The organism is Devosia sp. BK, assembly GCF_032907385.1.
In the GTDB taxonomy this organism is placed as follows: Bacteria; Pseudomonadota; Alphaproteobacteria; order Rhizobiales; family Devosiaceae; genus Devosia.
Genome location: NZ_JAIMBX010000001.1, coordinates 797,052 through 823,861 on the forward strand (window position 1 = coordinate 797,052; position 26,810 = coordinate 823,861).

The window sequence follows — 26,810 nt, forward strand, 5'->3', positions numbered from 1 at the left end:
TGCTCGGCGAACATTGCGGCAGGACTGGGCCTGCTTGGCTCAGATTGTCGTTGCATTAAGAGACATCAGGCATATTGGAGGAAATACTAGCAATCATAATAACATAGGTTATTCAAGTGGGTGTTTCTTGTCAGGGTTGCCGCGGCGGAGAGGAGTTTCCTGTCGCCTTTACTATGGCGTTCCAGCCGATCGTCGATGTCAGCACCCAGACCGTATGGGGCTATGAAGCTCTCGTGCGCGGCATGGACGGGCAAGGCGCTGCGAGTGTGCTGTCTGCCGTAACCGACGCAAACCGCTATGTTTTCGATCAGGCTTGCCGTGTGAAAGCCATCGAATTGGCGGGGCACAACCTGCCAATGGCGTCGGACGCGAGGCTCTCGATCAACTTCATGCCCAATGCGGTTTACGAACCCCGAGCCTGCATCCGAGCGACGCTCGGCGCTGCGGCCCGTGCGCAGTTCGACCCCAAGCGGTTGATGTTCGAATTCACTGAGAACGAGCGCATGCCCAATGTAGACCATGTCGCCAATATCGTTGCCGAATATAAGCGCATGGGCTTCATGACCGCGCTCGACGATTTCGGCGCTGGTTATGCCGGCCTCGGGCTGCTGGCAAAATTCCAGCCAGACCTCATCAAGATCGACATGGAATTGCTCCGCGATGTCGATACATCAGTGGCGCGCCAGGCGATCATTGCCGGTATCGTCGGGATCAGCCGGCAGCTCGATATCAAGGTTTTGGCCGAAGGCGTCGAAAGCGAAGCGGAGCTGATGACGCTACGTGCTGCAGGGATCGCTCTGTTCCAGGGCTATTACTTCGCCAAGCCGCGCGTCGAGACCTTTGAAGAGCCAGCGATGCTGCTAGCCGCTTGAGTTGCGGCCGGCATCACCCGTCACCTTGACCAGTTCGGGAATGAAATCCCGAACCATGGGCTGGGGTGAGGTTTCGAACGGCATGGGGCGGACGACGCGCATGGCGGCAATGCCGACGCGCACAGTCATCAAGCCATTGACGACGCCTTCACCGAGCCGCGCGGAGAGCTTTGCCGCCAGCCCTTGGCCGACGAGTTGCTCGACGATCCCGTCGGTGAGGACGAGGCCGCCAGTGACAGCGAGGTGCGCCAGGATGGCGCCGGTCAGCCGCCAAAAGCCGAAAAAGCCGGGGCGGGCGCCGTATAGCGCTGCGATCGCGCCCGCAAGGCGCACGCTTTCATAGATGACGAAGGCGACATCGATCAGGGCGCGGGGCGAAACGGCGGTTACCAAAGCCACGCGGCGGGCCGACGCGGCCGTCAGGATTTTGGCGCGGGCGTCGAGCGAGGCCATGAGATTGCGTTCGGCGAGGGCGATGATTTCGCCGCCATCGAAGAGATGGGGCAGGTTGGTCTTCACCGCCTCGCGGCCGCGGGCCATGTCGGGCCGATCCGCATAGATGGCTTCGAGCTGGTTGACGACATGCTGCGCCGCCTTCTGATCGTCGTCGATGCGGGCGCGAGCAGCATCGGCCTTGAGCGCATCAAGCACCCGCAGGCGCCGCAGGGCAAAGACCTCGCGGGCAACCAAAGCAAGGACCGCGACGATGAAGGCGCCGAGGACACCCAGGCCGACATAGCCGAGCAAGGGTTGGGCAGCGAAGAGATCGCGGATCAGGCGGTCAGCCGCAAGCGCTAGGCCTGCCGAGATCAATATCCCGCCTGTGGTCCAGGCGAGCTTGCCGATCCAGCCCATGCGGCGCGGCGGCGGGCCGACGAGGACTGCGTCGGTTTCCGGCTCGTCAAAACTCGTCTCCACCAATTCGGCAGAGGCTGGCGCAAAGGCGCGTGGGACGCGGATGGCGGCTTCGGCATCGTCGGCGGTGCCGGTAGGGCGAGCTATGGGACGCTTCATGCCATCCAGTCTCCGATGAGATAATCGAGTGCGCGGTCAAAGCGGATGTGCGGCAAAACGGTTTCGCCAGAGCCATTCACCTCGCGCTTCTGCGGCGGGGTGAAGCGCAGGAAGTTAAGCGCGACCGGATTGCCGTCTTCAAATAGAGAATCCGGTCTTTCCGGCAAGTCGCCGGGAAACAATGCTATTTCGGTTTTGCCATCATAGGTGATGCCGTCGAGTTCTTCCCCCGCTTGCGGCGTGCCGATCAAGGTTGGCAGCGTCTCCCCACCTTCGCGAATCGTGCCTTCGCTGGTCGACCGAATGGCGGCAATGGCGATGGATTTGGTCGAGGCGCCGGCAAAGCGGGCACGCTTGGCGGCGTTCGACACCAGCCGATTGAGAATTGCTTCGAGGCGATCATGGCTTGTGTGGTGGACGTGGTCGGCCTTGGTCGCGGCAAAGAGGATGCGATCGATGCGGCGGCTGAACGGGCGCAAGAGCGGATTGGCTTCGCCCTGACGGAAGCAGGAGAGCACCGAGGTCAGCGCGGTTTCGAGATCGGCAACAGCAGCCGGCCCGGTATTGAGCGCGCGCAGCGTATCGACGAGCACCACCTGGCGATCGAGCCGAGCAAAATGGTCGCGGAAGAACGGACGGACCACTTGGGCCTTGTAGGCCTCGTAGCGGTTTTCCAGCATGGCATAGAGGCTGGCATTGCGGATCGGCAGGCTGGGGCGTGGTAGCGGCGCAAAGGTCAGCGCTGGCGAGCCCTCGAGATCACCGGGCAGCAGGAACCGACCGGGCGGCAGGGTCGAGAGGGCGCCGTGCTCGCGGCTGCGGCGGAGATAAGTGGTGAAAGCGCCAGCCAGGCGTTCGGCGTCCGGGTCAGTGGCATCGCGGAGGGCGTCGGTATTGTCGAGTTCGAAGAGGAACCGCCCGGCCTCGTCGGCATGGCCGGGCTGGCGCGCACGGGCGAGGGCTTCTTCGCTCCATTCTGCAAAGCTCTTGCCCAAGAGCGGCAGGTCGAGCAGCCATTCGCCGGGATAATCGACGATATCGAGATTGAGCGTCGCGGGACCGCGCATTCCGCCCCACCATTTTGCCGACTGGTATTTCAAAACAATGCGGAGCTGGGAAATGCGCCGCGTACTTTCCGGCCAGGTCGCGGGCTTGCCGGTCAATGCAGCAAGGTGCTGCTCATAGGCAAAGCGGGGAATGGTCGCGTCGGGGTATTCGGCGAGTTTAGCGCCGATGAAGCGGCCTTCGGCCACCGGGGCAAATCCGGGCAAGCGGCCTTGAGTGAGAAGATTGTGGATGAGGGATGTGATGAAGATGGTCTTGCCGGCGCGGCTGAGGCCGGTGACGCCCAACCGAAGCGTCGGCGTCAGGATGCCGGTTGCGGTATCGGTGAGATTGGCCAGGGCGATGCCCAGTTCGTCGGTCAGGTTGGTCGGCGGCTGGGGCAAGTTCGGTCCTCTTCAGCACCAAGATAGGCGGCGGGTCGGCGCGATCAAGTGAGAGCGCTCTCGCCCAAAGAATAACGGCGGGCACCCGGCCCGCCGTTCCATCACTGACCGATCTCGCCGAGATCGTATGGCGTCGTCTGGTAAATCTCGTTGATCCAGTTTTGGAACAGGAGATGGGCGTGGCTGCGCCAGCGGTTTTCCGGCTCGGCCGAGGTGTCGCCATTGGGGAAGAGATTTTCCGGCGGCGTCGTTTCGAGCCCGGCTTTGACGTCCCGCTCGTATTCGTCGGCGAGCGAGCGGTTGTCATATTCCAGGTGATTGAGGAAATAGACGGCGCGGCCGCTCTTATCGCCCAACATGCAAAGGCCGATATCGCTGTCGACCAGCACATCGAGATCCTCGCCGACGCTTGCGCGGTCGATATCGTTGTAGCGCGAGACCGGGATCATCGGGCTATCGGACATGCCGCGGAGATAAGGCGAGCGCGTGTTGACGATCCGGTGGCGGAAGACGCCAAAAGCCTTTTCCTCCATGCGATTGCGCTTCACGCCATGGAAGTGGTGCAGCGCCGCCTGCGCGCCCCAGCAGATGTACATGGTCCGGTGCACATTGGTGCACGTCCAGGCCATGATCTCCAGCATCTCGTTCCAGTAGCGCACGTCCTCGAACGGGATATGGGCTATCGGCGCGCCAGTCACGATGAAGCCGTCGAACTTGCGCTCCTTCACCTCTTCCCAGGTCTGGTAGAAAGTTTTGAGATAATCTTCCGAGGTGTGCTTGGACTGATGTTCGGTGATGCGCACGAGCGAGAGATTGACCTGCAACGGCGTCGCCCCGATGAGCCGGGAAAACTGCGTCTCGGTGCGCTCCTTGTTGGGCATCAGGTTGAGAAGGCCGATTTCGAGCGGGCGGATATCCTGCCGCGAGGCGCGGCTGGTATCCATGACGTTGACGCCCTCGTCCTCGAGGATTTTGCGGGCGGGTAGATTATCGGGAATACGAATAGGCATGTGAGCCTCAGCAATGGGGCAGAAAAAAAGCGGCGTGTCGTCAGTTGCGCGTCCCCGTGGGGCACGCGCTAACGCATTCGCTTTTCGATGGCCGAGGCGATGAGATCGACGAATTCGTCGCCGTCGTGCACCAGCGCCAGATCCGAGGCTTCGACAGTGTAGCCGAAATTGTCGGCCAGCGCCTGATAGCGGGGCAGGCGGTTATGCAGCAGCGCCTCGAAACCCCAGGCGCCAAACTGGGCGGGGTCGACGTCGTCGTCTTCGAGAATGCCGTGCATATGCTTGAACTCGGCCCATTTTTCCACGAGGAAGGCCGGCCGGTAATACATGGGCTTTGGGCTCTGCTTGAACCTTTGCACCAGTTGGGCCGCGTCCTTGTCCGTGCCCCTTATATAGAGCAGCAGCGAATTGTCTGCGAGGGTGCGGACGACAGGATCTTCGGCATTGTCGTGGTCGATGACCTCGATCAGCGAGCCGCCGGTATCGGCGATGAAATCATCATAGCCATAGAGCGTCTTGGCGCGATCGATGAAGTGGCGAACGTCCAAAAGGGCAGAAATTTCCGCCACCCGGTGCTGCTCCTGCCGGCGCTGATATTCGGCGAGCGGCAGGCCACCCTTTTGCGGATTGCCGGGCGTGCCGAGATAGGTCGAGAGCGGATCGAGATTGTCGAAGGTGATGTTGGACGAGATATAGATCGAGTCCGACCGCAGAAGCTCAGCCAAGAACGGCACCTTCATGGCTTCGGCCTTGAAGTTGTCGACGATGTACTCGCCCATATGGCGCGTGCCAATGCGAAAATCGACCGAATAGTGGAACCAGCGGTTTTTCCGCAAGAGGTTGGAAAGCCGGGTTTTTCCAACGCCAGCCATGCCGAAAACCGTTACGGCGCGGCGCGGCGAATTGATGAACTGATCAGGCGTTTCAAACAGCATTGGTCGGCAATTTCCCGGTCGGACGATCCAGGCCCAACCCAATAAACGAAGGCGCTCGGCAAGTCAGGCGGCATTTTTTGCCATGTGCCCATTCCTTTTCTGCCGGTCTGCCGGGTGCGGCTCGGCGCCAAAATCCTGAAAGATCAACTAATTCATATGGTTAACGAATTGGCACTCCCCTTGCATTGCTTGGGGCAAACAGGCGCTTGCCTCGTCTATTTGGGGAACTGGAGTTTTAAATGGGTATTTTTGGCGCTCTTCAAAGTGCGGTGTCCGGCCTAAAGGCCCAGTCGCATGCCATGGAGAACATCTCCGGCAATATCGCCAATTCGCAGACCATCGGCTTCAAGCGGATCGATACGAGCTTCGTGGACATGATCCCCGATGCTCCGGTCAAGCAGCAGATTGCCGGTGCCGTTTCGTCCTATTCGCGCTCCATGAATACCCTGCGCGGCGATATTCAGAATGCCGAAACTGAAACCTACATGGCTCTCAATGGCAACGGCTTCTTCGTTGTCGAGCAGGGCGATGGTTCGGGCGGCACGTTCTACACCCGCCGCGGTGACTTCGACATCGATCGCAACGGCTACCTCGTCAACGGCGCTGGTTATCGCCTGACGGGTCTTGGCATGAACAATGGCGTCGTGACCGGTTCGGTCGCCGAAGCCATCAAGATTGACAACTCATTCCTGCCAGCCAAGCGTTCGACGACGATCGACTATCAGCTCAACCTGCCACAGGTTCCCAAGACCTCGTCCTATGTCTCGACGACGCCGGGCAGCGAGCTCTTCAAGCCGTGGAATTATTCCAACGTCCAGGGTTCGCCGGCCTTCCCGAAGACCCCTGCGGGTTCGGGCGCGACACTGCCAGCGACCACCCCAGCCTATGCCTTCGGCGCGACCGTCAATGGCACGGCGGCAGCCAATTCCATCGTCACCGACAACGATCGTCTCAACGTCACCGTTGGCGGCATCACCTACGGCGTACGGTTCAACACCAATGGCGTCTCGACGCCTGCAGCGACGCTGACCAGCGCGACGGCCGGTAATGCGGCGGTTGCTAAGCGCACGACGATCGACGTTGCCAGCCGCGCGGCTCTCGTCACTGCCGATAACTTCTTCATCGGTTCGACTGCTGTCCCGCTTGCCGGTGTGACGACCGACGCACAGTTCCAGTCCGCTATCGAGACTGCTCTGAGCTTGGCACCCGGCTCGGCAGTTCTTACCGGCACGTCGCTGGTCATCAACTACCCGGCCGGCGCATCACCGGCTGAAACTTCTGCGGCCGGTGCTGGCGTTGCCCTCAACGCTCCGGGCACACGCGCCGGTACCCTCGCGACTTCGGCTACGACCGTCGTCACCGTGCCGAAGGAAGAACTGGCCAACCTCCGCGCTGCCGGCAACTTTAACATCAACGGCACTGCCGTCACCATCCTGCCAGCAACGGGTCCGATCACTCCCGCGAACTTCCAGACTTCGGTGAACGCAGCTATCGCACCAGCAACGGCGACGTATGACGGCGTGACCGGTCAGTTGACCGTTACGTATCCCGCTGGTGCTCGCGCTGCCGATACGACGGTGACCGGTTCCGGCACCGAAGTGGCTGCTAACGGCAGCATCACCACGATGCTCGCCGATATGGAAACCAAGCTGCGCGCTCTCACCGGTGATGCCGGCATGAGCGTCGGTATCCGCAACGGCCGAGTTGCCGTCATCATGGGCGATGCCAGCACGCAGTCCCTGGCGTTCACGACCGACCGCGTCGGCTCCATCAGCGGCGATGCCATGGGCCTCAGCCTCACGACGGACACTGCAGCCGGCGTCGACGTCAAGCCGACCAACACTCTTGCAAGCCTGTTGATCGACCACGGCGATACGCTCTCGATCCAGGTTGGCAGCACCACGCGCACCTACCGCCTCGACACGTCGGGCACGCTTGCCGTCGGCGCGGGTGAAACCCGCATTAACGCCACCGGCACTGTCGCCGACATGCTTGCGTCCATCGAAGCCGACCTCAAGGCCAATGGCGGCCCAGGCGCTGCTGGCGTCGACGTCGACATGGTCGGCGGTCGCCTCAGCGTGACCTTTGCCGGCAACTACACCAATAACGTGATGATCTCGGGCAATGCCGCTGGCGCCACCAAGCTCAACATCGCCGGCAGCTATAACGCGACGTCCGGTTCGGTCGACAACATCCTCTCGGCTGACTCCGATCGCTTCGTGTCGGAATCGATCTCGGGCGGCGGTATCACGGTCTACTCGAACACCGGCGAGCCGGTGAACGTGCAGATGCGCTGGGCCAAGATGGGCGGCACGACGGGCAACGAAACCTGGGGCCTCTTCTATGCCTCCGATAGCCGTCCTGGCGCCTCCGTCGCCTGGACCAAGCTTGCCGACTACAGCTATGACAACGGCATCCTGAGCGGCATTGCGCCCGCTGGTGGCGTCGCGACGGCAACAGGCACCGAGCAGCTGACCATCAGCAACCTGACGGTCAACGGCACCTCGCTCGGCCAGATGACCTATAATCACGGCCTCAAGGGCATGACGCAGTTTGCCGACAATAGCGGCGCTGCCAGCACCACAGCCCTCAAGCAGAACGGTTATGGCGCCGGCGAATTCATCTCGGTTGGCGTCTCTGATGCCGGTCGCGTCGTCGCCTCCTACACCAATGGCGAAACCCGCGAAGTCGCACAGATCGTGACGGCAAGCTTCAACAACGCCAATGCCCTCAAGCGCGGCGACGGCGGCACCTACACGGCAACCGTCGAATCCGGCGAGCCGATCGTCGACCAGTCCGGATCGGGCATCGTGGGTGGTTCTACCGAAGCGTCCAACACCGACATCTCGGAGGAATTCACCAAGCTGATCGTCACGCAGCAGGCCTACTCGGCCAACACCAAGATCGTGACGGCAGCCGATGAGATGCTCAAAGAAGCTCTCAACATGATCCGCTGAGGTTTTCGCAATGCCTTTGGAATGTTGCCCATTCGCTAACCGGCCTCACGGGCTGTCTGACCGGTTAATGCCTCGCCTAGGCAGGCGTTGGAGCAGCATTCCCTTTTTCTCAACGGTCCCGGTGCTTGCGCCGGGACTCGCCGTTTCTCAGATTCTTCGCGCGGTCGCCGTCCTTCGGGGCGGGGAAGGGCGCGGCGCCAAAGGAGACCCGTCATGGGTTTGACAGTAGCGATCGGGAATGCCCTTTCGGGCCTGAAGGCCAGCCAGACAGCGCTGGAAGTCATCTCCCGCAATATTTCCAATGCCGGTACGCCCGGCTACCACAAGCAGACGCTGAACGCGCTCGAAGTCGGCCGGGGTGACAATTCCTATGTCCGCGCCGGCACGATCGAACGCGCCTTCGATAGCATCCTCCAGAACTACTATACCAAGCAGGTTCCCGAGACAGCATACTCGTCCACCCGGGCGACCTTCATGGACCGCCTCCAGACCTCGCTCGGCAAGCCCGGCACCGCCGGTTCGCTCGATACTTCGCTCGGCAACCTGCAGAAGTCGCTTGATGCCCTCGCCACGAGCCCGGACAACTATGCGACCCGCGCCGATGTGGTGACCAAGGCCACCGACATGGCCAACACACTCAACCGCCTCTCGCTCGACGTGCAGTCCATGCGCCGCGAGACGGAAACGCGGATGGCCTCGTCGGTCGATCAGATCAATTCCATGCTCGGTTCGCTCCGCGACGTGAACATGGTTTTGGCCGACTATGGCGTCGACAACAACACGCGCAACAGCCTCCTCGACCAGCGCGATCGCATCGTTTCGGGCGTATCCGAACTGATGGACGTGCGCGTCGACTACAATCCCGACGGCACAGTGCGCCTCGCGACCAAGTCGGGCACGGCACTGATCGACGTAAAGCCGTCGGTCGTGCGTTTCGAGCAGTCCGGTTCCCTGACGCCGACTAGCGAATTCAATGTCGACGACCAGCAGAGCGGCGTCGGCAAGTTCATCCTTGAAACGCCGAATGGCACCAAGGTCGATCTCGTCAAGGAAGGCGCGATCCGCACCGGCACGCTCGGCGCCCTCATCGAAATGCGCGACGTGACCCTCCAGGACGCGCAGAAGCAGCTCGACGACGTCGCAGCTGCCCTCTCGCAGGTGTTCTCTACCGTGCAGGAGCCGGGTGCGGTCGTCACTGGTCCGCCATCGGGCTATGACCTTGATCTGAGCAAGCTCAAGGACGGCGACGACGCGATGATCAAATATCGCGGTGAAGACGGCGTCGAGCGCACGGCGCGCGTCGTCCGCGTCGACGATGAATCGAAGCTCCCGCTTCAGACCCCCGATAGCTTCGGCAATCAGGTCGTGGGCCTCCGCATGGCCGGCACCGGTCCGGCCGGCACGGTCGACATGAACTTCGTCGTCAGCACGCTCAACAGCTCGCTTGCTTACGGCCCGAGCTTTTCTGGAACCGGCTCGACGCTGTCGGTGCGGGGCAATGGCAATGCCACCCCGATCTCAGCTTCGACCCGTTGGACTGCCGATGAGCTTTCCGCCGGCTCGCTGGGCATGCCGCTCTTTATCGACTCCGATGGCAACAAGGCTTTCACCAATTCGCTCGGCGGCAACGGCCAGCGTCTCGGTTTTGCCAGCCGCATCACCGTCAATCCGGCGGTGATCACCGACAACAAGACGCTGGTGAACTACTCGGCCACCACAGCCTCTGGCGACAGCAAGCGCGTCGACTATCTCGTCGATCAGTTCGAGAATATGCGCTTCGGCTCCAACACCATGGTCGGGACCAAGAATGGCGGTTTCCGTCTTTCCGGCTCGCTGTCCGACATGGCCACCCAGGTCATGGAATATCAGGGCAGCGCCATCCAGACCGCGCTCGCCACCAGCAAGACCAATACCCAGACGCTCGACGCCATCACCTCGCGGATGGATGAAATCTATGGCGTCGATATCAACGAAGAAGTCGCGCGGCTGATGGAGTTGCAAAACGCCTATGCCGCCAATGCCCGCGTCGCGTCTGTCGTGCAGGAACTGCTCGACACGCTCATGCAGTCGTTCACCTAAGGGAGCCGCGCAAGATGCTGATCAACAAGTCCATGTATCCGGTCAAGGCAGGCTATAGCGCTATCTCGACCATGCAGTCGCAGCTCGGCAAGCTCCAGACCCAGCTCGGCAGCGGCCAGAAGGCGGAAACGCTGTCCGAAATGGGGTTCGACCGCACGGTGTCGCTGGCCTCGCGCAATCGCCTGACCAAGCTCGATTCCTTCGCTGCCAACATCAACACGGTGAACCTGCGCCTCAATTTCCTCGACCAAGCGTTCACCTCGCTCTCCAAGCTCAAGTCCGAAACCCGGACCTCGGCAACGCCGACGAGCTTTGGTGAGAACAACCTCACGATGGTGAGCCTCCAAAAGGACTCGCAGAACCGTCTGTCGCAACTGCTCGAAACGCTGAACCTCAGCGTCGCGGGCCGCTATCTCATGGGCGGCAACAAGACCGAAGCTGCGCCCGTCGCGACCTACGACCAGATCATGAATGGCGACGGCACCTCGGACGGCTACCTCAAGGTTGCCGAAGAGCGCCGCAAGGCCGACCTCGGCAAGGATTCTTCGGATACTCTCGCCAATGTCGGCCTGCCGCGCACGACCGTTACCGGCCCCTGGAAGAACAATCTCGTTCTCTCCTCGGCCGAGTTCGAGCGCTTCGGCTATTCCATATCCTCGATCTCGGGCAATTCGGACTCGACCCAGACCATGGGCCCCACGGCCGACCCGCTGGCGCCCACCGTGCAGGTTTCGACCCAGCCGCTCGATGGCGAACTGGTCACCTTCAACATGACCCGCCGCGACGGTACCACGCAGACCCTGACGGCCAAGGCTGTCGCTGCGCCAGCCGTTCCCGATAGTTCGGCGACGCCGCCGGAATATGCGGTCGGTTCGACGCTCGAAGACACTGCCAAGAACCTCGAAAACCTGATGGGTCAGAAGCTTGGCAATCTCGACAACTTCAAGCAGTTCCTGTCCTCGGATGCCGATGTGAAAGTCATCGGCTATTCCGACGGCATGGAGGCCGTGTCGGTCAAATTCCAGACCCAGCCGACCGATGGCGAAACCATCACCATCGGCATCAAGAACGCAGCAACCGGTGTGACCACCGACTATGCGTTCAAGGCCGTTGCCGGTACGCCGGACCCCGCTGCGAACCCCAAGGAATATCAGATCGGGGTGAGCCGCGAGGAAACGCTGAAGAACCTTCAGGGCGCCCTCAAGACCCATCTCGGCGCCCTCGAAGCGCCGATCAAGACCGGTCGGCTTGAAGCTGGTGTGGATGCTATGGCGCCCGAGAAGGTGCGCATTGCGGAAGAATCTCCGCCGACGGTTTTCGGCTACAAGCTCGCATCCGCTTCAACCACCAGCAGCCGGATCAATGTCAGCGCCGTTGCCGGCAATCCGGCCAACATGACGGTCGAGTTCATGGGAGTGCCCCGCTCGGGCGAATCCGTCACTCTCAACCTGACCATGCCAGACGGCACCAGCAAGGCCGTTATGCTGCAGGCGGTCGATCGTCAGCCCGGCACCGGTCAGTTCGTCATCGGCGCCAACAAGGAAGAGACGGCTGCCAATTTCGAAGCTGCCCTCAAGATCAAGCTCGATCAGACCAGCAAGACCGATCTCGTCGCAGCATCGAGCTTTGCCGCGGCCGACGATTTCTTCTCGGCCGATGGGGTGGCGCGCCGCATCGACATGACCGGCGGCGATCCAGAAACGGCGACCGTCTACTCGACGCCCGGCGCTCGCGATACCGTCAAATGGTACACCGGCGAAATCGGCACAGCGGGGGACAATCCCCGTCGCTCGGCAACGGCTGCGGTCGATGATTCCACCAAGGTCGGCTATGGCGTCCGCGCCAATGAGTCCGGTCTCCGCGAACTTGTCAAAACCCTCGCTGCCATGAGCAGCCAGGAATACGACGTCAACGACAACACCGCCCAGGCGCGCTTCAGCTCCATGGTGGAAAAGCAGATGGCGAGCACGTCGAGCGCGACCGCGACCCATGACGGCTCGGTCGAACAGATCGGTCTTGAACTGGGCGTCGTGCGGGCGACTGTTGGCGGCGCCAAGGAGCGCAACACGGCCTTCTCGGGCCAGCTCCAGACGCTGCTGAGCGAAGTCGAAACCGTCAGCATGGAAGAAACTGCCATGCAGCTTCTGGCGCTCAAGACGCGCCTAGAGGCGAGCTACCAGACCACGGCCAGCGTCGCGAACCTGAGCCTCGTTAATTACCTCAAATAGGGCGCCAGAAGGCGAACAGCGAGGCCAGAAGGCCGAGAGATCAAGGGGCGCGAAAGCGTCCCTTTTCTTTTGGGATATCGACTACCGCCTTCGCCTGACTTCCGATCAGGGCAAAGAGCCCTAGAAACAAAAAGGCCCCCGGTTATTTCCGGAGGCTCTTGGCATCGCATCGAGGCGATCTTTGGGGGAGGTGCCTATTCAGGCCTGGTCGGAACCGCGGAGGCCGGCGGCCAACTGACGGTTGATATTGATCAGGGGCAGAAGCTTGGCCTTGATCGGCTCCATATGGAGCTCGCGGGTCTCGTTCATGACGAAGAGACCGAGATTGGCGATGTTCTGCCGAACCTGGGCCGGAAGCGGATTATCTTCGCGGGTGACGGAGGTGAGGAAGATGTTCCAGATGCGGCGGTTGAAAAGCAGTGCCTCGTTGAGGCTCTCCTGCTTCAGGTCCCACGCGTCATGGATAAGCTGGAGGTTGGCAGCCGCCCGCGAAAGCAGATTTGCTTCGCGATCACGCGGGGCTTCCGTCTTGCGGGCCGTCTGCTGATAGGCCTGCGCTCCCTGATGGTACATTTGCTAGAAGGTCCTGTTCGTACTGAATAAGCTTACGGGCTGCCTTGAGAGCTTTGTACAATTGGCCGGTTAAAATCTCGTTGTTGATCCCGTTGATCAGCGTAATCATCGAGGGCGCCGCTTGAATTATGTCGTTGACAAGGCGGAAATATTCTTCGCGCAAACGGGCCGTATCGTCCTCGAGATACATGAGCTGGACGGCCAGGTAGATCCGCTTTGCGGGGGTATCTGCCGTGGCGATGGTGAGGATGTCTTTTTCCCGCAGGATAGGGGCCTTGCCGTCGATGAAGAGGCGTGTGCGCTGGTCTGAATTGGTGATGATGCACTGGCCGATGATAAGGCGTTCACCGGGCTTCAATTCGACTTTCAGCGACATAGGCTCTGTTTCCTGTTCTGGGAATGCCGCCGGTCGTCTGGCGGGCTTGTGCAATCGATAGCAGTCACTTGGCTCACACGCCAGCCACTCGCGCAAATCCCCCAGAAAAGGCCACGGCGACAGGGGCGGCGCGATGCGATTCTTGGAAGGCGTTGGTGGAAAAGGGCAGGGGTACCGGCTCCGATTCCCATATGCCCAAAAGAAGAAGGCGGGCTTGTGGCCCGCCTTCCTTTTATCGTTGTGCTGCTTGCGATTAACGCAGGAGCTGCAGCACAGCCTGGTCCTGCTGCGACGCCATCGAGAGGGCCGAAGACGACAGCTGCTGACGGGTCTGAAGAGCCAGAAGGTTGGCCGCTTCTTCATTCGTATCAGCCAAGGTCAGGTTCGCCGCGCCGGTTTCGAGCGTGTTGATCATGTTCTTGGTGAACGACTGACGGTTTTCGACAGACGACAGGTTCGAACCGAAAGCCGAAGCCTGCGAGCGCAGTTCGGTCAGAGCCGAAGAGAGCTTGCCGAGGAAGGCGTCGATCTTTTCGTCGGTGTCGAGGTCTTCAGCAACAAGGCTTTCAACGCCGAGGTTAGAGGCATTGATACCGCGGGTGTTACCGTTGGCATCCTTGGCCTGGATGTCGATCGAGGACGTGCCGGACTCGTTGAAGGTAATCTTCAGCTTGTCGCCACGGAGCAGGTTGATGCCGTTGAAGGACGAGTCATCAGCGAGCTTGTCGAGCTGGTCACGCAGTTCGTTGAACTGCTTGGACAGGTTCGCACGGACCGAGTTGCCATCGATCTTGAGGGCATTCACGGCGCCGTTGCCGTTGGTATCGACACCGATATCGAGAGCCTGGGTCGACAGGTTTTCGATACGGAGCTTGCCGTTGTCGTTCGACGCACGAACCTTGCCGCCATGGTCGCGGTTGATCAGTTCGACGAACTTGTCGACGGTCTTGGTGGCGTTGAGCTGGCTCTTTTCAGCAACGCCGGTGTTCACACCGTTGGTACCGAACAGGGCAGTTGCATCGTCACCCGAGACAGCCAGGGTCTTGGCTTCTGCAGTCTTGCCAACGAGCTGGAACTTGCCAGCTGCGTCGAACTTGGCTTCGACACCAGTGATGCCAGCAGCTTCGAGATCGGAATTGACCGATGCGATGGTCGCATCCTGCCAGTTCTTGATATCGAGAGCGTTCACCGGAGTACCGACGCCACCCTTTACGCCACCGATCGAAACGTTGGCAGTCTTGCCATCGTAGGAAACGGTGAAGGTGTTCTTTTCGGCAGCGACGGTCGCAACCGAAGCACCCTGCGCGGTGACAGTGGCAGTCTGAACGCCGTCAATTTCCGGCACCATGGGCTGGCCGTTGTTCGACGTAACAGCACCGTTGATACCGGCGGAGAGCGGGGAGCCGTTGGTGACGTCAAGAGTACCAGCAGTAGCGCCGATAGCTGTGCCAAGAGTGCCGGTGGTGGAGATGGAAAAGTCAGTACCATCTGCCTTGGTGATCGAGAAGCCGGTAGTCGTAAGCGTGACAGTAAGACCGCTACTACCACCTTCAAGGGCGGTCTTGAGCGCCGTTGCTTGGGTGGTGTTGTCACCACCAGCGGTAAACGTATAGCTCTGAGCACCAACGGAGATCGTCTGACCGGCATAGGCCTGAAGGTTTGTGCCCGTGCTCGTGAAGTCCACGGTGCCCATCAGCGTGCCTGAGTCGGACGCAACTGCAGCTGCAACGTAGGTCTTGTCGGACGTGACGGTCGGAGCTGTTGCAGCGCCGGCAGTCTTTGCAGTCAACGTGAACGTCGAACCGGTGTTGGTGATGTCGTAGTTCGCGTTGATGTTGGCGTCGCCCTGCAGTGCAGAGAGTACCTGTGCGTCCGTTGCGCCGCTGGCGATGGCGATCGGGCCAGATGCGCCAGCGATCGTCAGGTTCTGAGCACCGTTTGAGGTACCGATCGTGAACACCGACGAGGCCTTGGTTGCAGGCGTGCCAGGAGAGTAGTTCGGAACACCGGCAACGGTCGGGACAGCGCCACCCCACTGGGTGCTGGTGAGCTTGATGTCCTTTGTGGTTGCGTCGGCTTCGACGGTGTAACCACCGGCGGTTGCCTTGGCCTGCAGGTTCGCAACGAAGTCGTCGAAGGTTGCACCGGTTGCAACACTCTGGCCACCAGCGGTGATCGAGGTGCTCACAGCCGAGTAGTTGAACGTTACAGCGCCCTTGGTGGCGTTGTTGACGCCAGTTGCAGCGTTGTTGTCCGGATCAAGATTGATCGCGGCAGCAGCAGCCGAGGGATCGACCGTTTCGATGATGATCTTGCCTGCATTGTCGCCAGTGCCAACCGACACAGCGTACTTAGCAGTCGTGGCAGGAGCGGCATCGAGCGTCGTCTGGATGGTGGCCTTGAGACCAGCAGCAGTAACGTCAGCACCAGCAGTGACGGTCACGCCAGCAACAGAGAAGGTGTCACCGGTAGTGAACCCAGCAGGCGAACCCAGCGTAATAACCGAACGAGCACCAGCACCCTGAGCGCCAGCAGTGGTCGACTGTGGGCCAAGGTAGGCGGTAGCAGCTTCAGTCGAGATCTGGGCCTTGGTGCCGGCAACGGTCGCCGAAGCGAGGCTGATGTCGGCGTTGAGGTCGCCGAACTGACCGCCGCCAAGGTTGATCTTGGTGCTGTCGTTGACGTCGAACGACTTGGTCGAGAACGACTTGTCCTGACGGGCCTGGCGCAGCGTCGACTGCATGGATTCCATGTTCTTCGTCAGGGCGGTGATGCCGTTGTTAGCGGCTTCGATGACCTTGATACCCGAGGCCATGGAATCGAGCAGATTGCTCATGTCGGCAGCGCGGCTGTTGAGAGCTGCGGCGGTGAAGAAGCTCGACGGATTGTCGAGAGCCGAGTTCACCTTGTTACCGGTGGCAAGACGGTTCTGCGTCTTGTCCATCATGCCGGCGGTATTCTGGAGGCTCAGAAGGTTCGCGCGAACGGCCTTCGAGAGAGAAACATCGGAACCCATACTAGGTTTTCCTTCTGGACGTGTGGTGCTTCGCCTCAATTCTTGAGACGTCTGCAGCATGAGCTCGACTTGCTAAAAACTTCTTAAATTCGTTCAATCTTTACGCTGTCGGTAAGCCCTTCATTCACCACGGTTTTCCGTGGATTTTCTGGGATTTGCAGGTTGGTTGGTGGAGCTCCAGGGCGCTAAATATTTCGCGCCGGATGATCTTTGGAGGCGGCGGTTTCCCGGATTCTGCTCACATCACGTCGGCAAGATCACACGACTCGCCCCTAGCTCTATTAGCCCAGGGCCTAAATCGCCCTCACGTGTACGCGCGCGAATCGACCTATCAGGCGAGGGCAAAATCCGGGCTCGGCTGAATTAGATAAAATTTGAAATAAATTGCGATGTTTGCCGAGAGGGGCGCGCAGCTTTTGGACCTTAAACCTGATTTCGCCGGCAAGAAACGCCGGAAGAAAAAAATCTCTGGAGCAGGAAGTCCAAACATGAGCATCAATCTTTCGTCCAACGCCCGTACCGGTCTCACAGTTCTGCGCAACGTTTCTGAGCAGATGGCCACCACGCAGAGCCGCCTGGTAACTGGTAAGGCCGTGAATAGCCCGCTGGATAACGTCTCGAAGTTCTTCACTGCCTCTTCGATGGACACCCGCGCTGCTTCGATCGACTCGCTGATGGACAATATCAACGCTGCTCAGTCCTCCATGAAGGCCGCTTCGGAAGGCATCAAGGGCATCCAGGGCCTCATCAAGGAAGCCCGCGGTCTCACCAGCCAGGCACTGACCTCCTCGGCAACCAATGCGAAGGTCACCGGCACTGCAACCGTGACCGGCACCACGGCGATCACCGCCGCAGATACGCTGGTTCTGACGACCACGAGCGGCACCTACACCTACACTGCACCGGGTGGTGGTGGCACCGTCCAGGGCCTGATCGACGGCATCAATGCTGACGCAGACGTCGGTGTGAAGGCTGCGATCGTCGACGGCAAGCTGACCCTCTCCGGTTCGAACAACGAATCCATCACGATCGCCGGCACCGGCACTGGCCTGACCGCTCCGGGCTTCACCGCCGCGACCACTGCTGCTCCGAAGAATGCGACCCGCGAAGCACTTGCCAAGCAGTTCGATGCCCTCAAGACCGAAATCGATCGGATTGCCAAGGACGCAGGCATCAACGGCACCAACCTGCTCAATGGTGACAAGATCAAGCTGGCGCTCAACGAAGATGGTTCGTCCTCGACCTCGATCGATGGCACGGTGGTCAATGCTGCAAGCCTCGGTGTTGCCGGTGCAGCCGGGACCTGGCAGTCGGATAAGAACATCACCGACTCTCTCGATGATCTGATCGCTGCTGCCGATACGCTGGAAGCAACTGCCGCATCGTTCAGCTCGACCCAGTCGATCATCAATGCCCGCAAGGATTTCAACGCCTCGCTCTCGGATATCCTCAAGTCCAGCGCCAACTCGCTGACTGCCGCCGATATGGATCAGGAAGCTGCGAACCTCGTCGCTCTCCAGACCCGCCAGCAGATGGCCACCACGGCCCTCTCGATCATGCAGTCTTCCGAGACCACGGCTCTCCGCCTCATCTCGTAATCGCTCACGATACTTCACTGAAAACTTGGCCCGCCATCTCGGCGGGCCTTTTTCGTTTGAGCGCCGTAATCGCGCGCAAGAGAAAACCCGGGCTGAAACTCAGCCCGGGTTTTTCATGTGTGGTCGTCAGATGATCTTGTCGGTTACCGGTAAGGTTGAGAGGGGCGATGACCACTCCCGCTTGAGGCGCTGGATATATTCGTAAGCCGTTGGCGGCGCCAAGGCCTGTTCATTACCCAGCAGCCCCGCTTCGAAAATCGTCTCTGCGGGGAGGCTCTCATCGTGTTGCGTGACCGCCGAACCGCCATTTGCGTTTTCGGGATCGTCTTCGGGTGGACGGTCTTTCTTGGGATCATCCTGGTTTTTTCGGCCATTTGGCCGCGTAAACCGGGGAAGATGCGGCGAAAATGCGATACCGATCGTATCGGTTTTCGGCGCTATTCTGGCGCTCATATTCCTATCCTGGAGCCACAATTGGCCACTGGCAGGCTATGAGTCGGCCTCTCTGTAATCCGTTCGGAGCAATGGTCGGATTTTAAGAAAGTGGTCATCACTCCGGAAGATTTGGTTCACCATGACAGCGGGCAAAGAAAAAGGGCCCTCGCTCCTGCGAAAGCCCTTTGGCCGGTGATACAGCAAGCGCTCCTTCTGGAGCACTGGTCTTTAAGACGCGCGCGCCGGCGATTCCTTAGAGCGCGCGGTTGATGGCGATGCCCTTGGCCGCCGCAGCGCGCGGCATTCTCACTTCGCCGCTGCGATCATAGGTGCGGGTGCGGTCTTTCTGGCCGACGGTTTCCGCGACATCTTCCAGAATATCCTCGGCAATGGTCTTAGCCGTCGCGATAACGCGCAGGTTTTCCGCCATCTGCGTTGCAAGGCTGTCGTGATTGCTGTGCAGGCGGTCGAGCGACACAGGCGCTTCGGCCGAAAGACGCGTCGTCTGGCGTTGCACCGAACGGGCGTAAACCACGTAATCCTGTGCAAGCTGGGTCTTTTCGGCGGTGAGGCCTGCGGCATCGCGAAAACGGCCGGCGCGGAGCAGGGTGGTTTCTTCGTTCATCACGTTGACCAGCGCCTGGAGCGCGGTCTCGGCCTGGGTGCAGAGCTCCTCGGCTGGCAGGCTGTCGAGGGACGCAATACGATCTGCTGCTGCGGACATTAACGGTACACTCCTGTTACACGCGGATTAGTTTGTTGGCTGGCTTCCTGCAGGGCGATCATGTCGCCCATCAATTGGTCGGCAATGCCGAGGCCGCCATTTTGAGCCATGGAATTGGCAAGTTGTTCGGACTGGATCGAGCGCCAGGTCTCTTCACCGAAGCCGCCGCCGAAGCCGTTGTCGGATTTGGCCGTCGCGAACATTTCCTTAGTGAGAAGGTTGAGGAAGACGCCTTCGAAATCCTCGGCCTGCTTACGGATCTTGTCGATCTGGTGGCTGTTGAGGCTGGTCTTGATGCCGTTGACGATTGTGGTTTCCATCAGAGCACCTCGATTTCAGCTTGAAGAGCGCCAGTCGCCTTGATGGCCTGGAGGATGGCGATCAGATCGCGGGGCGAAATGCCGAGCGCGTTGAGCCCGTCGACGAGTTCCTGCAAGGTTACGGATTCGTTGATCACCTGCAGGGCCGTATCGGTCTGGCTGACGCTGAGATCGGTGCTTGGCTGTACGGCGGTCTGGCCCTGGCTAAAGGGTGCTGGCTGCACGACGGTCGGGTTTTCGGCAATCGAGACAGTCAGGTTCGACTGGGCCACGGCAACGCTCGACACGCGGACATCCTTGCCCATGACGATGATACCGCTGTTTTCGTCGATGACGATCTTGGCCGACTGGTCGGTCTGGATGATGAGCTGCTCAACGTCGGTCAGCAGATCGACGATATTGCCGTTGAAATTGACGGGTAGGGTGAGGCGAACGGTGGACGGATCTTCCGGCACGGCTGTCGCTGCACCGATGAAATCGTTGATTGCCATGGCGATGCGGCGCGAGGTGGTGAGATCCGGGTTCCGCAGGGCAAGGCGCAGCGAATGCTGGGCGCCGAGTTCGAAACCGATTTCGCGTTCCACCAAGGCGCCAGAGGAAATGCGGCCGGTGGTTGGCACGCCCGAAACGATGCTCGCCGCGTCGCCTTCCGCGCTAAAACCGTTGATGGTGACCGGGCCCTGCGCGATGGCAAAGACTTCGCCGTCGGCGCCGAGGAGGGGAGTTACCAGCAAAGTACCGCCCTGGAGGCTCTTGGCATTGCCGAGCGAAGCAACAGAAATGTCGATGCGCTGACCCTGCGTGGCGAAAGGTGGCAGGCTGGCGGTCACCATCACGGCGGCAACATTTGCCGTTCGGACATTCTCGCCGGCTGTGTTGACGCCAAGCCGTTCGAGCATGGATTGCAGCGACTGCTTGGTGAATGGCGAATTGTTGAGGCTGTCGCCTGTGCCATTGAGACCAACGACGAGACCATAGCCGACAAGCTGATTCTCGCGGATGCCTTCGACGTCGACGATGTCCTTGATACGGGCAGGCGCTGCGGCTGCCTGGGCGATAGGGCCCAGTGCCAGCGCGGCGCCGACCGCTATAAGAAGGCCAATACGGAAGAAGCTCTTTGGCATCTGTTTCCCCGAGAGTGCGCGGCGCCATCCCCATGGCGCTGCAGTTCGCAACACTCAATGCCAGAAGCGTGCCAAACTCGAATTTTCTGCATAAGTCATTGTAATGCTTAAGTTTACTGTCGAATGCAGTGCTCGGTTGCCCGCCCTAAATGTGCCGGTGTGCAATTCTTGCCGGGAACATTAAGTGGTCCTTAACCATGTCGGGCAGATTTTGCCTGTGACAGGAATTTGGGAGTGACTGAGTCCCGTGCGTATCGAAACCGCCAATCGCATGAGTAGTGTGTCTTCACGTGCCGCCGTGGGGAAATATGCTGCCGGCCAGTCTTTTACGATGTCGGATGTTTCGGGCCCCGCACGGGTGGCCCGCACAGCGCCGGTCGTGGCTTTGACCCCGCTCGACGCGATCCTTGCTATCCAGTCGGTTGGCGATGTCATGGGCGGCAAGCGCAAGGCGGTGAAGCGCGGCAGCAACCTGCTCGACCTCCTCGAAGGCATCAAGGCCGATCTGCTCGTTGGCGATATCACGCCCGATCGGCTCGATGCGCTGGTCAAGGAACTCAGCACCTATCGCGACCGGACCGAACCGGGGCTTGATGACCTGTTGGACGATATCGAACTGCGCGTCCGCGTCGAGCTCGCCAAGCAGGGTCTCTTCCCGCCTTTCTGAGACAAAGGATAAGTCACAGTTCAGTCAGCTTCATAAAAATGTTGCCTATTACGGGCTATGTGGCTGATGCGAAGGGCCTTTTCTTAGTTAAGGCACTTTAAGAACTTCGCTTGCTCGGGGTTGACGTCCGGCCTATATAGGCCGCCGAGGGGTGCATTGGAGTTGAGTCAGCTAATGTCTTCGGTTGAAGTTATCGAATACCGGCCGAGTGAAGACGAGCCGTTCATGAACCCGCGTATGCGGGAATACTTCCGGAATAAACTGCTTGCCTGGAAAGACGAGATCCTGCGCGAAAGCCGCGGCACGCTCGAAAACCTGCAAGAAGAAAGCCAGAACCATCCGGATATGGCCGATCGGGCCAGCTCGGAAAGCGATCGGGCGCTGGAATTGCGGACGCGTGACCGTCAGCGCAAGCTGATCGGCAAGATCGACTCCGCCATGAAGCGGATCGACGATGGCACTTATGGCTATTGCGAAGAAACCGGCGACCCGATCGGCGTCGCCCGGCTCGATGCCCGCCCAACTGCGACGCTGAGCCTTGAAGCTCAGGAACTGCACGAGCGGCGCGAAAAGGTCTATCGCGACGAATAAATCGAAGCCCGCCGCAAGGCGGGCTTTTTGTTTGGCGTGATGGTTCAGACTTCACCGGTCCGTTCGCGGTTGCGATCGTGGATCGCCTGAACGTCTGGCGTCAGTTGCTCGGCAAAATCGCTCAGTTCATAGATCGGGCGAATGTCGATATCGCTTTCCTCAAACATCGGATTGGGGCAGCGCTTCACCCATTCGACGGCCTCGTCCATATCGCGCACTTCCCAGATCCAGTAGCCGGCGACGATTTCCTTGGTCTCGGTGAAGGGGCCATCCATCACCGTGCGGTCTGTGCCGTTGAAATGCACGCGCTTGGCCTGCTTGGTGGGTTTCAGCCCATCGCCGCCGAGCATGATGCCGGCGCTGATTAGTTGCTCGTTATATTTGCCCATGGCTTCGAGCATTTCGGTGGGCGGCATGCGGCCGTCTTCACTGTCCTGGGTGGCTTTTACAAAAACGACAACGCGCATTTCTCGTCTCCTTCAGTGCGGCAGAAATTGCCTCTCACCCTGGCGACGAATTCAAGCGAAGCCCTTCGACATTTTTGCGACGTGACTTTTCAGAAAAGACAACGGGGCCGAATGGGCCCCGTCTGACTGGTGACGCTTTGAGAGAAATTTAGAAGCCGAAGACGGTGGTGATGCCGCTCTGGCCGTCGCCGTTCTGCATGCACTGCGCATCGCTGGCATTGCCAAACTGGAAGAGGCCGCACGTATTGTTGTTGCCGTGCTGGCTGATGGTGCCGTGGTGGCCATTGCCGTCCTGGACGATCAGGCCTGAATTGTTGCTGCCGCTCTGATCGAAGCCGGCGGCGTTCCAATTGCCGTTCTGCGCGACATTGCCGCCATTGTCTGAAAAACCCTTCACGAGGGAATAGACCCGCAGACCAAGGCCAAGGGCCTGCGCCTGGTCTGGATCGCTCGGCGCAAAGCCGAACGAGATCTGGCCGGCCATGGCAGGCGAAATTCCGATGACGAGAGCGGTGATGGCGGCTGCGGCGGTCTTTGCGAAGGTGGCGGTCATTTGGTTCTCCAAGCAGTTCTGCGTTCCCGGTGCTGGTGGTTCCCAGCGCATGAAAAGAGCTTAGAGCCCTTGGGCTGAACCCATCCGGAGCAGGGCGTTCAGAATGCGTTCAGCGATTCCCTGTCGCCAAAAGGAAAGCCCCGGCAAACCGGGGCAATGTCGGATCATTGGTGCAGATACGTTAGATTCGGCCGGTGCTCTGCGAGCAGTCATAGCTCTTGCCGCCGATCGTGACCGTGAAGTTGACCTTGGCATTGGCGCTTGAATTGATCATCACCTGGCCGATCGAGACTTCGGTATTGGCCATGGCCGCAAACGGGCCGCCCTGGTTGATATTGCTCGATCCACCGCCGCCCGACGAGCGCAGCGAGAAGGTGTAGTCGCCGGTCAGCACGGTCGGGCTCATCAGCCGGCCTTGATAGGTGGTCATGCCCGACTGGGTTGTCGTTTCAACGCCGCAGGTGAAGTTGCCGCCATCGGCATTGGCCGTCGCGACCGCGCCAATTCCAGCGAGCGCTACGACACCGGCGATAAGGCCTTGGGTCAGTGGGGTAATCATGTCGTCCTCCTGATACGCGGGGAAGGGCGGGGCTGGCGAACCAGCCCCTGGCCTTTGACTTCAGTTGCAGGCCTGCACGAAGGCAGTCACATTGCCAGAACCCTGCTGCACGACGTTGGCATTGCAATTATTGCCCACCTGCACGCCGGCCGTGATGTTGCCATTGCCGTCCTGGGTGATGACCGAGGTGTGGTTGTTGCCGAACTGGCCGACACCAGCCTGGTTGTTCCAGCCGTTCTGGTAGACGTCGCCCTTGTTCCAATTGCCCTGCTGGCCGATTGCGGAGACGTTGTTGCCGCCCTTCTGCTGGCTCGTTGCCTTGTTCCACCAGCCGGTCTGCTTGGTCGAAAAAGTCTGGTTCCAGCCCGACTGGCTACCGCCCACCTGGTTGCCCCAGCCGTACTGGTCGATATGGATGCCAGCGGCCATGGCAGGCGCAGCGGCAGAAGCGATGACGGTGGTGGCAAGAGCGGCGATGAAGAGCTTGCGGATCATTTTATCGTCTCCAGGTGGGGCGGTCCCTCCGACCGCGCTGATGGAAACCGTTTTAGACGCCTGATCCGGAACCGGGCCTGAAGCGAGAATTCAGAATTCGTTCAGGTGAAGCAGTAGGTCGAAAATCGTCGCTGCCGTCACCCCCTCCCGGCCTCCCCCATCAAGGGGGAGGTGCCGATTGAGTTTGGGACTAGATCCAGCCAAAGCCACCGGCCAGACACCTCCCCCTTTGATGGGGGAGGAAGGGAGGGGGTGATCGGCAATCACCAATATCTTCTCAAACCCGCCCATACCGCCGCTTCAAATGCCTCTTGAAGAACTCGGCATTGAGCGGCTCGCCCGTCGCCTTCGTAATCAGCTCCGGCGTCGAATAACGTGACGCCTCTGACCACACATTATCCGCCCGCCATTGGTTTATCGCGCCGAACTCGCCACGGCTCATCTGGCTCTTTGCGTCCGGGACGGCTTTTTCCATCGCTGCCCATTGCTGTGCCGCGATCATGGCGCCGAGCGTATAGCTCGGGAAATAGCCAAGTGCGCCGCCCGGCCAATGGACGTCCTGCATCGGCCCGTCTTTGGGGTCGTTGATGGTCGAGATCCCGAGATATTCCGTCATCTTGGCGTCCCAGGCCTCCGGGATCTGGCTCGCCCCCAGCTTGCCCGCAATCAGCTCCTGCTCCAGTTCGTAGCGGAGGATGACGTGAAGCGGGTAGGTGACCTCGTCGGCATCGACGCGGATATAGCCGCGCTCCACATGGTTCACTTCGTTGAGGATATCGGCGATGTCCCAGCCAGGAATCGCATTATCGCCGAGATGCTGGCGCACCAGCGGCAGCATGAATTCCCAGAATTCCGGGCTGCGCGAGAGCTGCATTTCGACAAAAAGGCTCTGGCTTTCATGCATGCCCATGCCGCGCGCCTTGCCGAGCGGCCAGTGCGACCAGTCCTTGGGAAGGCCCTGCTCATAAAGCGCGTGGCCGGTTTCGTGCAGTACGCCCATAAGCGAAGACAGGAATTCATCGGTCCGATAGCGCGTGGTCATGCGCACGTCGGTCGGCACGCCGCCACAGAATGGGTGATGTGACACCGCGAGCGAACCATGGGTGAAATCGAAGCCAACCGCGCGCATTGCAGCGAGCCCAAGCTCACGCTGCTTTTCGATCGGGTAGGGGCCGTTGAGGCTTTTTCGCGGACGCTTGGCGAGGCGCTCTTCCTGCACCGCCAGTGCTTCAGGCACAAAGTCCTTCAGGAAAGTCTTGAGGTCAGCATATATCGGATCGATGCCGGCGACGCGATTGCCGGGATCATATTGGTCCATCAGCGCATCATAGGCGCCAAGCCCAGTGGCGGCCGAGCGCAATCCAGCCTCTTCGCGTACTAGCGCGACCACGCCTTCCAGCGCGGGCAGGAACGAATCCCAATCGCCCTTGGCCCGCAATTCGCGCCAGAGCTGTTCCGACCGCATGGTCGCCGCCGTCCGGCGCTCGACGAATTCGGTCGGGAGGCAGGTCGCGTTGACATAACTGCGCTCGAATTCGGCGACCGCCAGTTTCTGGCCGGTGTCGAGATCTTCGTTCTTGGCCGCGTCGATCCAATCGGCGATTTCGGGCGCTGTCGCCTGGGCATGATACATGCCGGCGAGGTTCGACATCGCCTCAGCCCGCTTCTCGCCGCCACCCACCGCCATATGCGTCGCTTCGTCGGCGCCGAGAATGGAAAGCGCGTGCTCTAGCGCTTCAAGCTTGCGGCCAAGGGCATCGAGTTTTGGGAAGGACATGCGGCAGGTCTCCGAAACGAGGTGCCGCGATGTTTTTCATAGGGATGGGGCAGGATCAAGTTCCTCGCGCCGTCCTTAAAAAACAACAGAGGCGCAGCCGGGGAGCTGCGCCTCGTGGGGAAGGCCTTTGGCTTCTGCTTTGGCCTGGGCGATCCTTCTGGATCTGCCCGGGGGAACGGCGGCACGCAATGGGGACAACATACCGCCGGAAGAAGGTGGCGCGCCCGATGACCGGGCTCTGCCGAAATTAGAATGGCAGGATGGCGTCGAGCACCTGCTGGCCGTAACGCGGCTGCTGCACGTCGGTGATCTGGCCGCGGCCACCATAGGAGATGCGGGCCTCGGCGATCTTGGTCGATGGGATCGTGTTATTGGCCTGGATGTCGGACGGGCGCACAATGCCGGAGACGATGAGGTCGCGGACTTCGAAATTGACGCGCACTTCCTGGCGCCCTTCGATCACGAGATTGCCGTTGGGCAGAACCTGGGTGATCACCGCAGCGATCGAGGTCTGAAGGGCTTCCGAACGATTCACCGAACCGGCGCCGGCATCGTTGATGCCCGAGGTGAAGTCGATGGCCTTGGCCGGATCGATCGCACCAGCCGTCACGTTTTCGACCGCGGCGCCGAAGATGCCGCCCATGCCGGCATTGTTGCTCGATGAGCGATTGCGATTGCTCGTATTGCTGATCTTGGCGCTGTCATCGACCGTCACCATGACGGTGAGGATGTCGCCGACGCGGTGGGCGCGTTCATCCTTGAAGAAGCCCTTGGCCGAGGTGCGGTAGAGCGAATTCGACTGATAGGTGTCCGCGATCGGCTCAGGCATCGGCATGCGCACGGGCTGGTAGCCGGCGAGCGTCGTCGGGTCCTGGATCTGGGTCAGTGGTGGGGCATTGCCGACGCTGGCAAGGCGATCCATGGTGTTGCAGGCGCCGAGGGCTGCCGTCAGGGTGAGGATGGTGGCGATCTTAAGAGTCTTCATTTTCATT

Annotated in this window: 24 protein-coding genes; 7 read left to right on the forward strand and 17 right to left on the reverse strand. The window is 60.3% G+C overall.

Annotated features, from left to right (window positions below):
- Positions 1–173 precede the first annotated feature (173 nt).
- Positions 174–872 (forward strand): EAL domain-containing protein, encoded by a 699-nt coding sequence (locus DevBK_RS03815; RefSeq protein ID WP_061911155.1) that lies wholly within the window; start codon positions 174–176, stop codon positions 870–872.
- Here the strand turns inward: DevBK_RS03815 and DevBK_RS03820 are convergent.
- The 4 genes from DevBK_RS03820 to DevBK_RS03835 all read right to left on the reverse strand — a co-directional run bounded on the left by DevBK_RS03820 (position 861) and on the right by DevBK_RS03835 (position 5,279).
- Entirely contained in the window at positions 861–1,886 is a 1,026-nt protein-coding gene (locus DevBK_RS03820; protein WP_061911157.1) for a YcjF family protein, read from the reverse strand. The two genes, DevBK_RS03815 and DevBK_RS03820, sit on opposite strands and share 12 nt — an antisense overlap.
- A complete protein-coding gene (locus DevBK_RS03825; RefSeq protein ID WP_317184523.1) occupies positions 1,883–3,334 on the reverse strand; it encodes a YcjX family protein in 1,452 nt (483 codons plus the stop codon). Before DevBK_RS03825 ends, DevBK_RS03820 begins: the two co-directional genes overlap by 4 nt.
- Before the next feature lie 101 nt (positions 3,335–3,435).
- Positions 3,436–4,344, reverse strand: coding sequence for a homoserine O-acetyltransferase/O-succinyltransferase family protein (gene metA, locus DevBK_RS03830; RefSeq protein ID WP_317184524.1), 909 nt, complete (start codon positions 4,342–4,344; stop codon positions 3,436–3,438).
- Positions 4,345–4,412: 68 nt separating this feature from the next.
- The gene (locus tag DevBK_RS03835) at positions 4,413–5,279 is read right to left on the reverse strand and encodes an ATPase (protein ID WP_317184525.1); all 867 of its coding nucleotides are present in this window, start codon (positions 5,277–5,279) and stop codon (positions 4,413–4,415) included.
- Positions 5,280–5,518: 239 nt separating this feature from the next.
- On the opposite strand from DevBK_RS03835, the gene DevBK_RS03840 reads away from it, so the two are divergent.
- The 3 genes from DevBK_RS03840 (at position 5,519) to DevBK_RS03850 (ending at position 12,543) form a co-directional block, all read left to right on the forward strand.
- Complete coding sequence (locus DevBK_RS03840; RefSeq protein WP_317184526.1) at positions 5,519–8,236, forward strand: flagellar hook-basal body complex protein; 2,718 nt, start codon at positions 5,519–5,521, stop codon at positions 8,234–8,236.
- Positions 8,237–8,449: 213 nt separating this feature from the next.
- Complete coding sequence (gene flgK, locus DevBK_RS03845; RefSeq protein ID WP_317184527.1) at positions 8,450–10,315, forward strand: flagellar hook-associated protein FlgK; 1,866 nt, start codon at positions 8,450–8,452, stop codon at positions 10,313–10,315.
- Between the two features lie 14 nt (positions 10,316–10,329).
- Positions 10,330–12,543 carry a hypothetical protein gene (locus DevBK_RS03850; RefSeq protein WP_317184528.1) on the forward strand — a complete coding sequence of 738 codons (2,214 nt, stop codon included), beginning with the start codon at positions 10,330–10,332 and terminating at the stop codon, positions 12,541–12,543.
- A gap of 198 nt (positions 12,544–12,741) precedes the next feature.
- Here the strand turns inward: DevBK_RS03850 and flaF are convergent, their stop codons facing one another.
- The 3 genes from flaF to DevBK_RS03865 all read right to left on the reverse strand — a co-directional run bounded on the left by flaF (position 12,742) and on the right by DevBK_RS03865 (position 16,508).
- Positions 12,742–13,116: a flagellar biosynthesis regulator FlaF gene (flaF, locus tag DevBK_RS03855; protein WP_061911171.1), complete on the reverse strand. Its 375-nt coding sequence runs from the start codon at positions 13,114–13,116 to the stop codon at positions 12,742–12,744.
- Positions 13,055–13,492 (reverse strand): flagellar biosynthesis repressor FlbT, encoded by a 438-nt coding sequence (gene flbT / locus DevBK_RS03860; RefSeq protein ID WP_061911173.1) that lies wholly within the window; start codon positions 13,490–13,492, stop codon positions 13,055–13,057. The genes flaF and flbT overlap by 62 nt, the downstream gene beginning before the upstream one ends.
- Positions 13,493–13,745: 253 nt before the next feature.
- A complete protein-coding gene (locus DevBK_RS03865) occupies positions 13,746–16,508 on the reverse strand; it encodes a flagellin (RefSeq protein ID WP_061911174.1) in 2,763 nt (920 codons plus the stop codon).
- A 488-nt stretch (positions 16,509–16,996) separates the two neighbouring features.
- Here DevBK_RS03865 and DevBK_RS03870 point away from each other — a divergent pair, with 488 nt between their 5' ends.
- Entirely contained in the window at positions 16,997–18,106 is a 1,110-nt protein-coding gene (locus tag DevBK_RS03870) for a flagellin (RefSeq protein WP_061911176.1), read from the forward strand.
- 126 nt (positions 18,107–18,232) lie between these two features.
- Here DevBK_RS03870 and DevBK_RS03875 read toward each other — a convergent pair whose 3' ends face one another.
- The 4 genes from DevBK_RS03875 to DevBK_RS03890 all read right to left on the reverse strand — a co-directional run bounded on the left by DevBK_RS03875 (position 18,233) and on the right by DevBK_RS03890 (position 20,709).
- Entirely contained in the window at positions 18,233–18,559 is a 327-nt protein-coding gene (locus DevBK_RS03875; RefSeq protein ID WP_062630427.1) for a hypothetical protein, read from the reverse strand.
- A 235-nt stretch (positions 18,560–18,794) separates the two neighbouring features.
- Positions 18,795–19,265 carry a hypothetical protein gene (locus DevBK_RS03880; RefSeq protein ID WP_061911180.1) on the reverse strand — a complete coding sequence of 157 codons (471 nt, stop codon included), beginning with the start codon at positions 19,263–19,265 and terminating at the stop codon, positions 18,795–18,797.
- Positions 19,265–19,585, reverse strand: coding sequence for a rod-binding protein (locus tag DevBK_RS03885; protein ID WP_061911182.1), 321 nt, complete (start codon positions 19,583–19,585; stop codon positions 19,265–19,267). Before DevBK_RS03885 ends, DevBK_RS03880 begins: the two co-directional genes overlap by 1 nt.
- Positions 19,585–20,709, reverse strand: a complete 1,125-nt coding sequence (locus DevBK_RS03890; RefSeq protein WP_061911184.1) for a flagellar basal body P-ring protein FlgI — start codon at positions 20,707–20,709, stop codon at positions 19,585–19,587. Before DevBK_RS03890 ends, DevBK_RS03885 begins: the two co-directional genes overlap by 1 nt.
- Before the next feature lie 247 nt (positions 20,710–20,956).
- Here DevBK_RS03890 and DevBK_RS03895 point away from each other — a divergent pair, with 247 nt between their 5' ends.
- Both DevBK_RS03895 and dksA read left to right on the forward strand, forming a co-directional pair.
- Entirely contained in the window at positions 20,957–21,376 is a 420-nt protein-coding gene (locus DevBK_RS03895; RefSeq protein ID WP_317184529.1) for a flagellar assembly protein FliX, read from the forward strand.
- 174 nt (positions 21,377–21,550) lie between these two features.
- Complete coding sequence (gene dksA, locus DevBK_RS03900) at positions 21,551–21,967, forward strand: RNA polymerase-binding protein DksA (RefSeq protein WP_061911188.1); 417 nt, start codon at positions 21,551–21,553, stop codon at positions 21,965–21,967.
- 44 nt (positions 21,968–22,011) lie between these two features.
- Here dksA and DevBK_RS03905 read toward each other — a convergent pair whose 3' ends face one another.
- The 6 genes from DevBK_RS03905 to flgH form a co-directional block, all read right to left on the reverse strand.
- Positions 22,012–22,434 (reverse strand): YciI family protein, encoded by a 423-nt coding sequence (locus DevBK_RS03905; RefSeq protein WP_061911190.1) that lies wholly within the window; start codon positions 22,432–22,434, stop codon positions 22,012–22,014.
- Between the two features lie 148 nt (positions 22,435–22,582).
- The gene (locus DevBK_RS03910; RefSeq protein WP_317184530.1) at positions 22,583–22,987 is read right to left on the reverse strand and encodes a curlin; all 405 of its coding nucleotides are present in this window, start codon (positions 22,985–22,987) and stop codon (positions 22,583–22,585) included.
- Positions 22,988–23,168: 181 nt separating this feature from the next.
- Entirely contained in the window at positions 23,169–23,546 is a 378-nt protein-coding gene (csgH, locus tag DevBK_RS03915; RefSeq protein WP_062630423.1) for a curli-like amyloid fiber formation chaperone CsgH, read from the reverse strand.
- A gap of 60 nt (positions 23,547–23,606) precedes the next feature.
- Positions 23,607–24,041 carry a curlin gene (locus DevBK_RS03920; RefSeq protein WP_061911196.1) on the reverse strand — a complete coding sequence of 145 codons (435 nt, stop codon included), beginning with the start codon at positions 24,039–24,041 and terminating at the stop codon, positions 23,607–23,609.
- A gap of 277 nt (positions 24,042–24,318) precedes the next feature.
- Positions 24,319–25,818 carry a carboxypeptidase M32 gene (locus tag DevBK_RS03925; protein WP_317184531.1) on the reverse strand — a complete coding sequence of 500 codons (1,500 nt, stop codon included), beginning with the start codon at positions 25,816–25,818 and terminating at the stop codon, positions 24,319–24,321.
- 247 nt (positions 25,819–26,065) lie between these two features.
- Positions 26,066–26,803 carry a flagellar basal body L-ring protein FlgH gene (gene flgH / locus DevBK_RS03930; RefSeq protein ID WP_410494034.1) on the reverse strand — a complete coding sequence of 246 codons (738 nt, stop codon included), beginning with the start codon at positions 26,801–26,803 and terminating at the stop codon, positions 26,066–26,068.
- Positions 26,804–26,810: the final 7 nt, after the last annotated feature.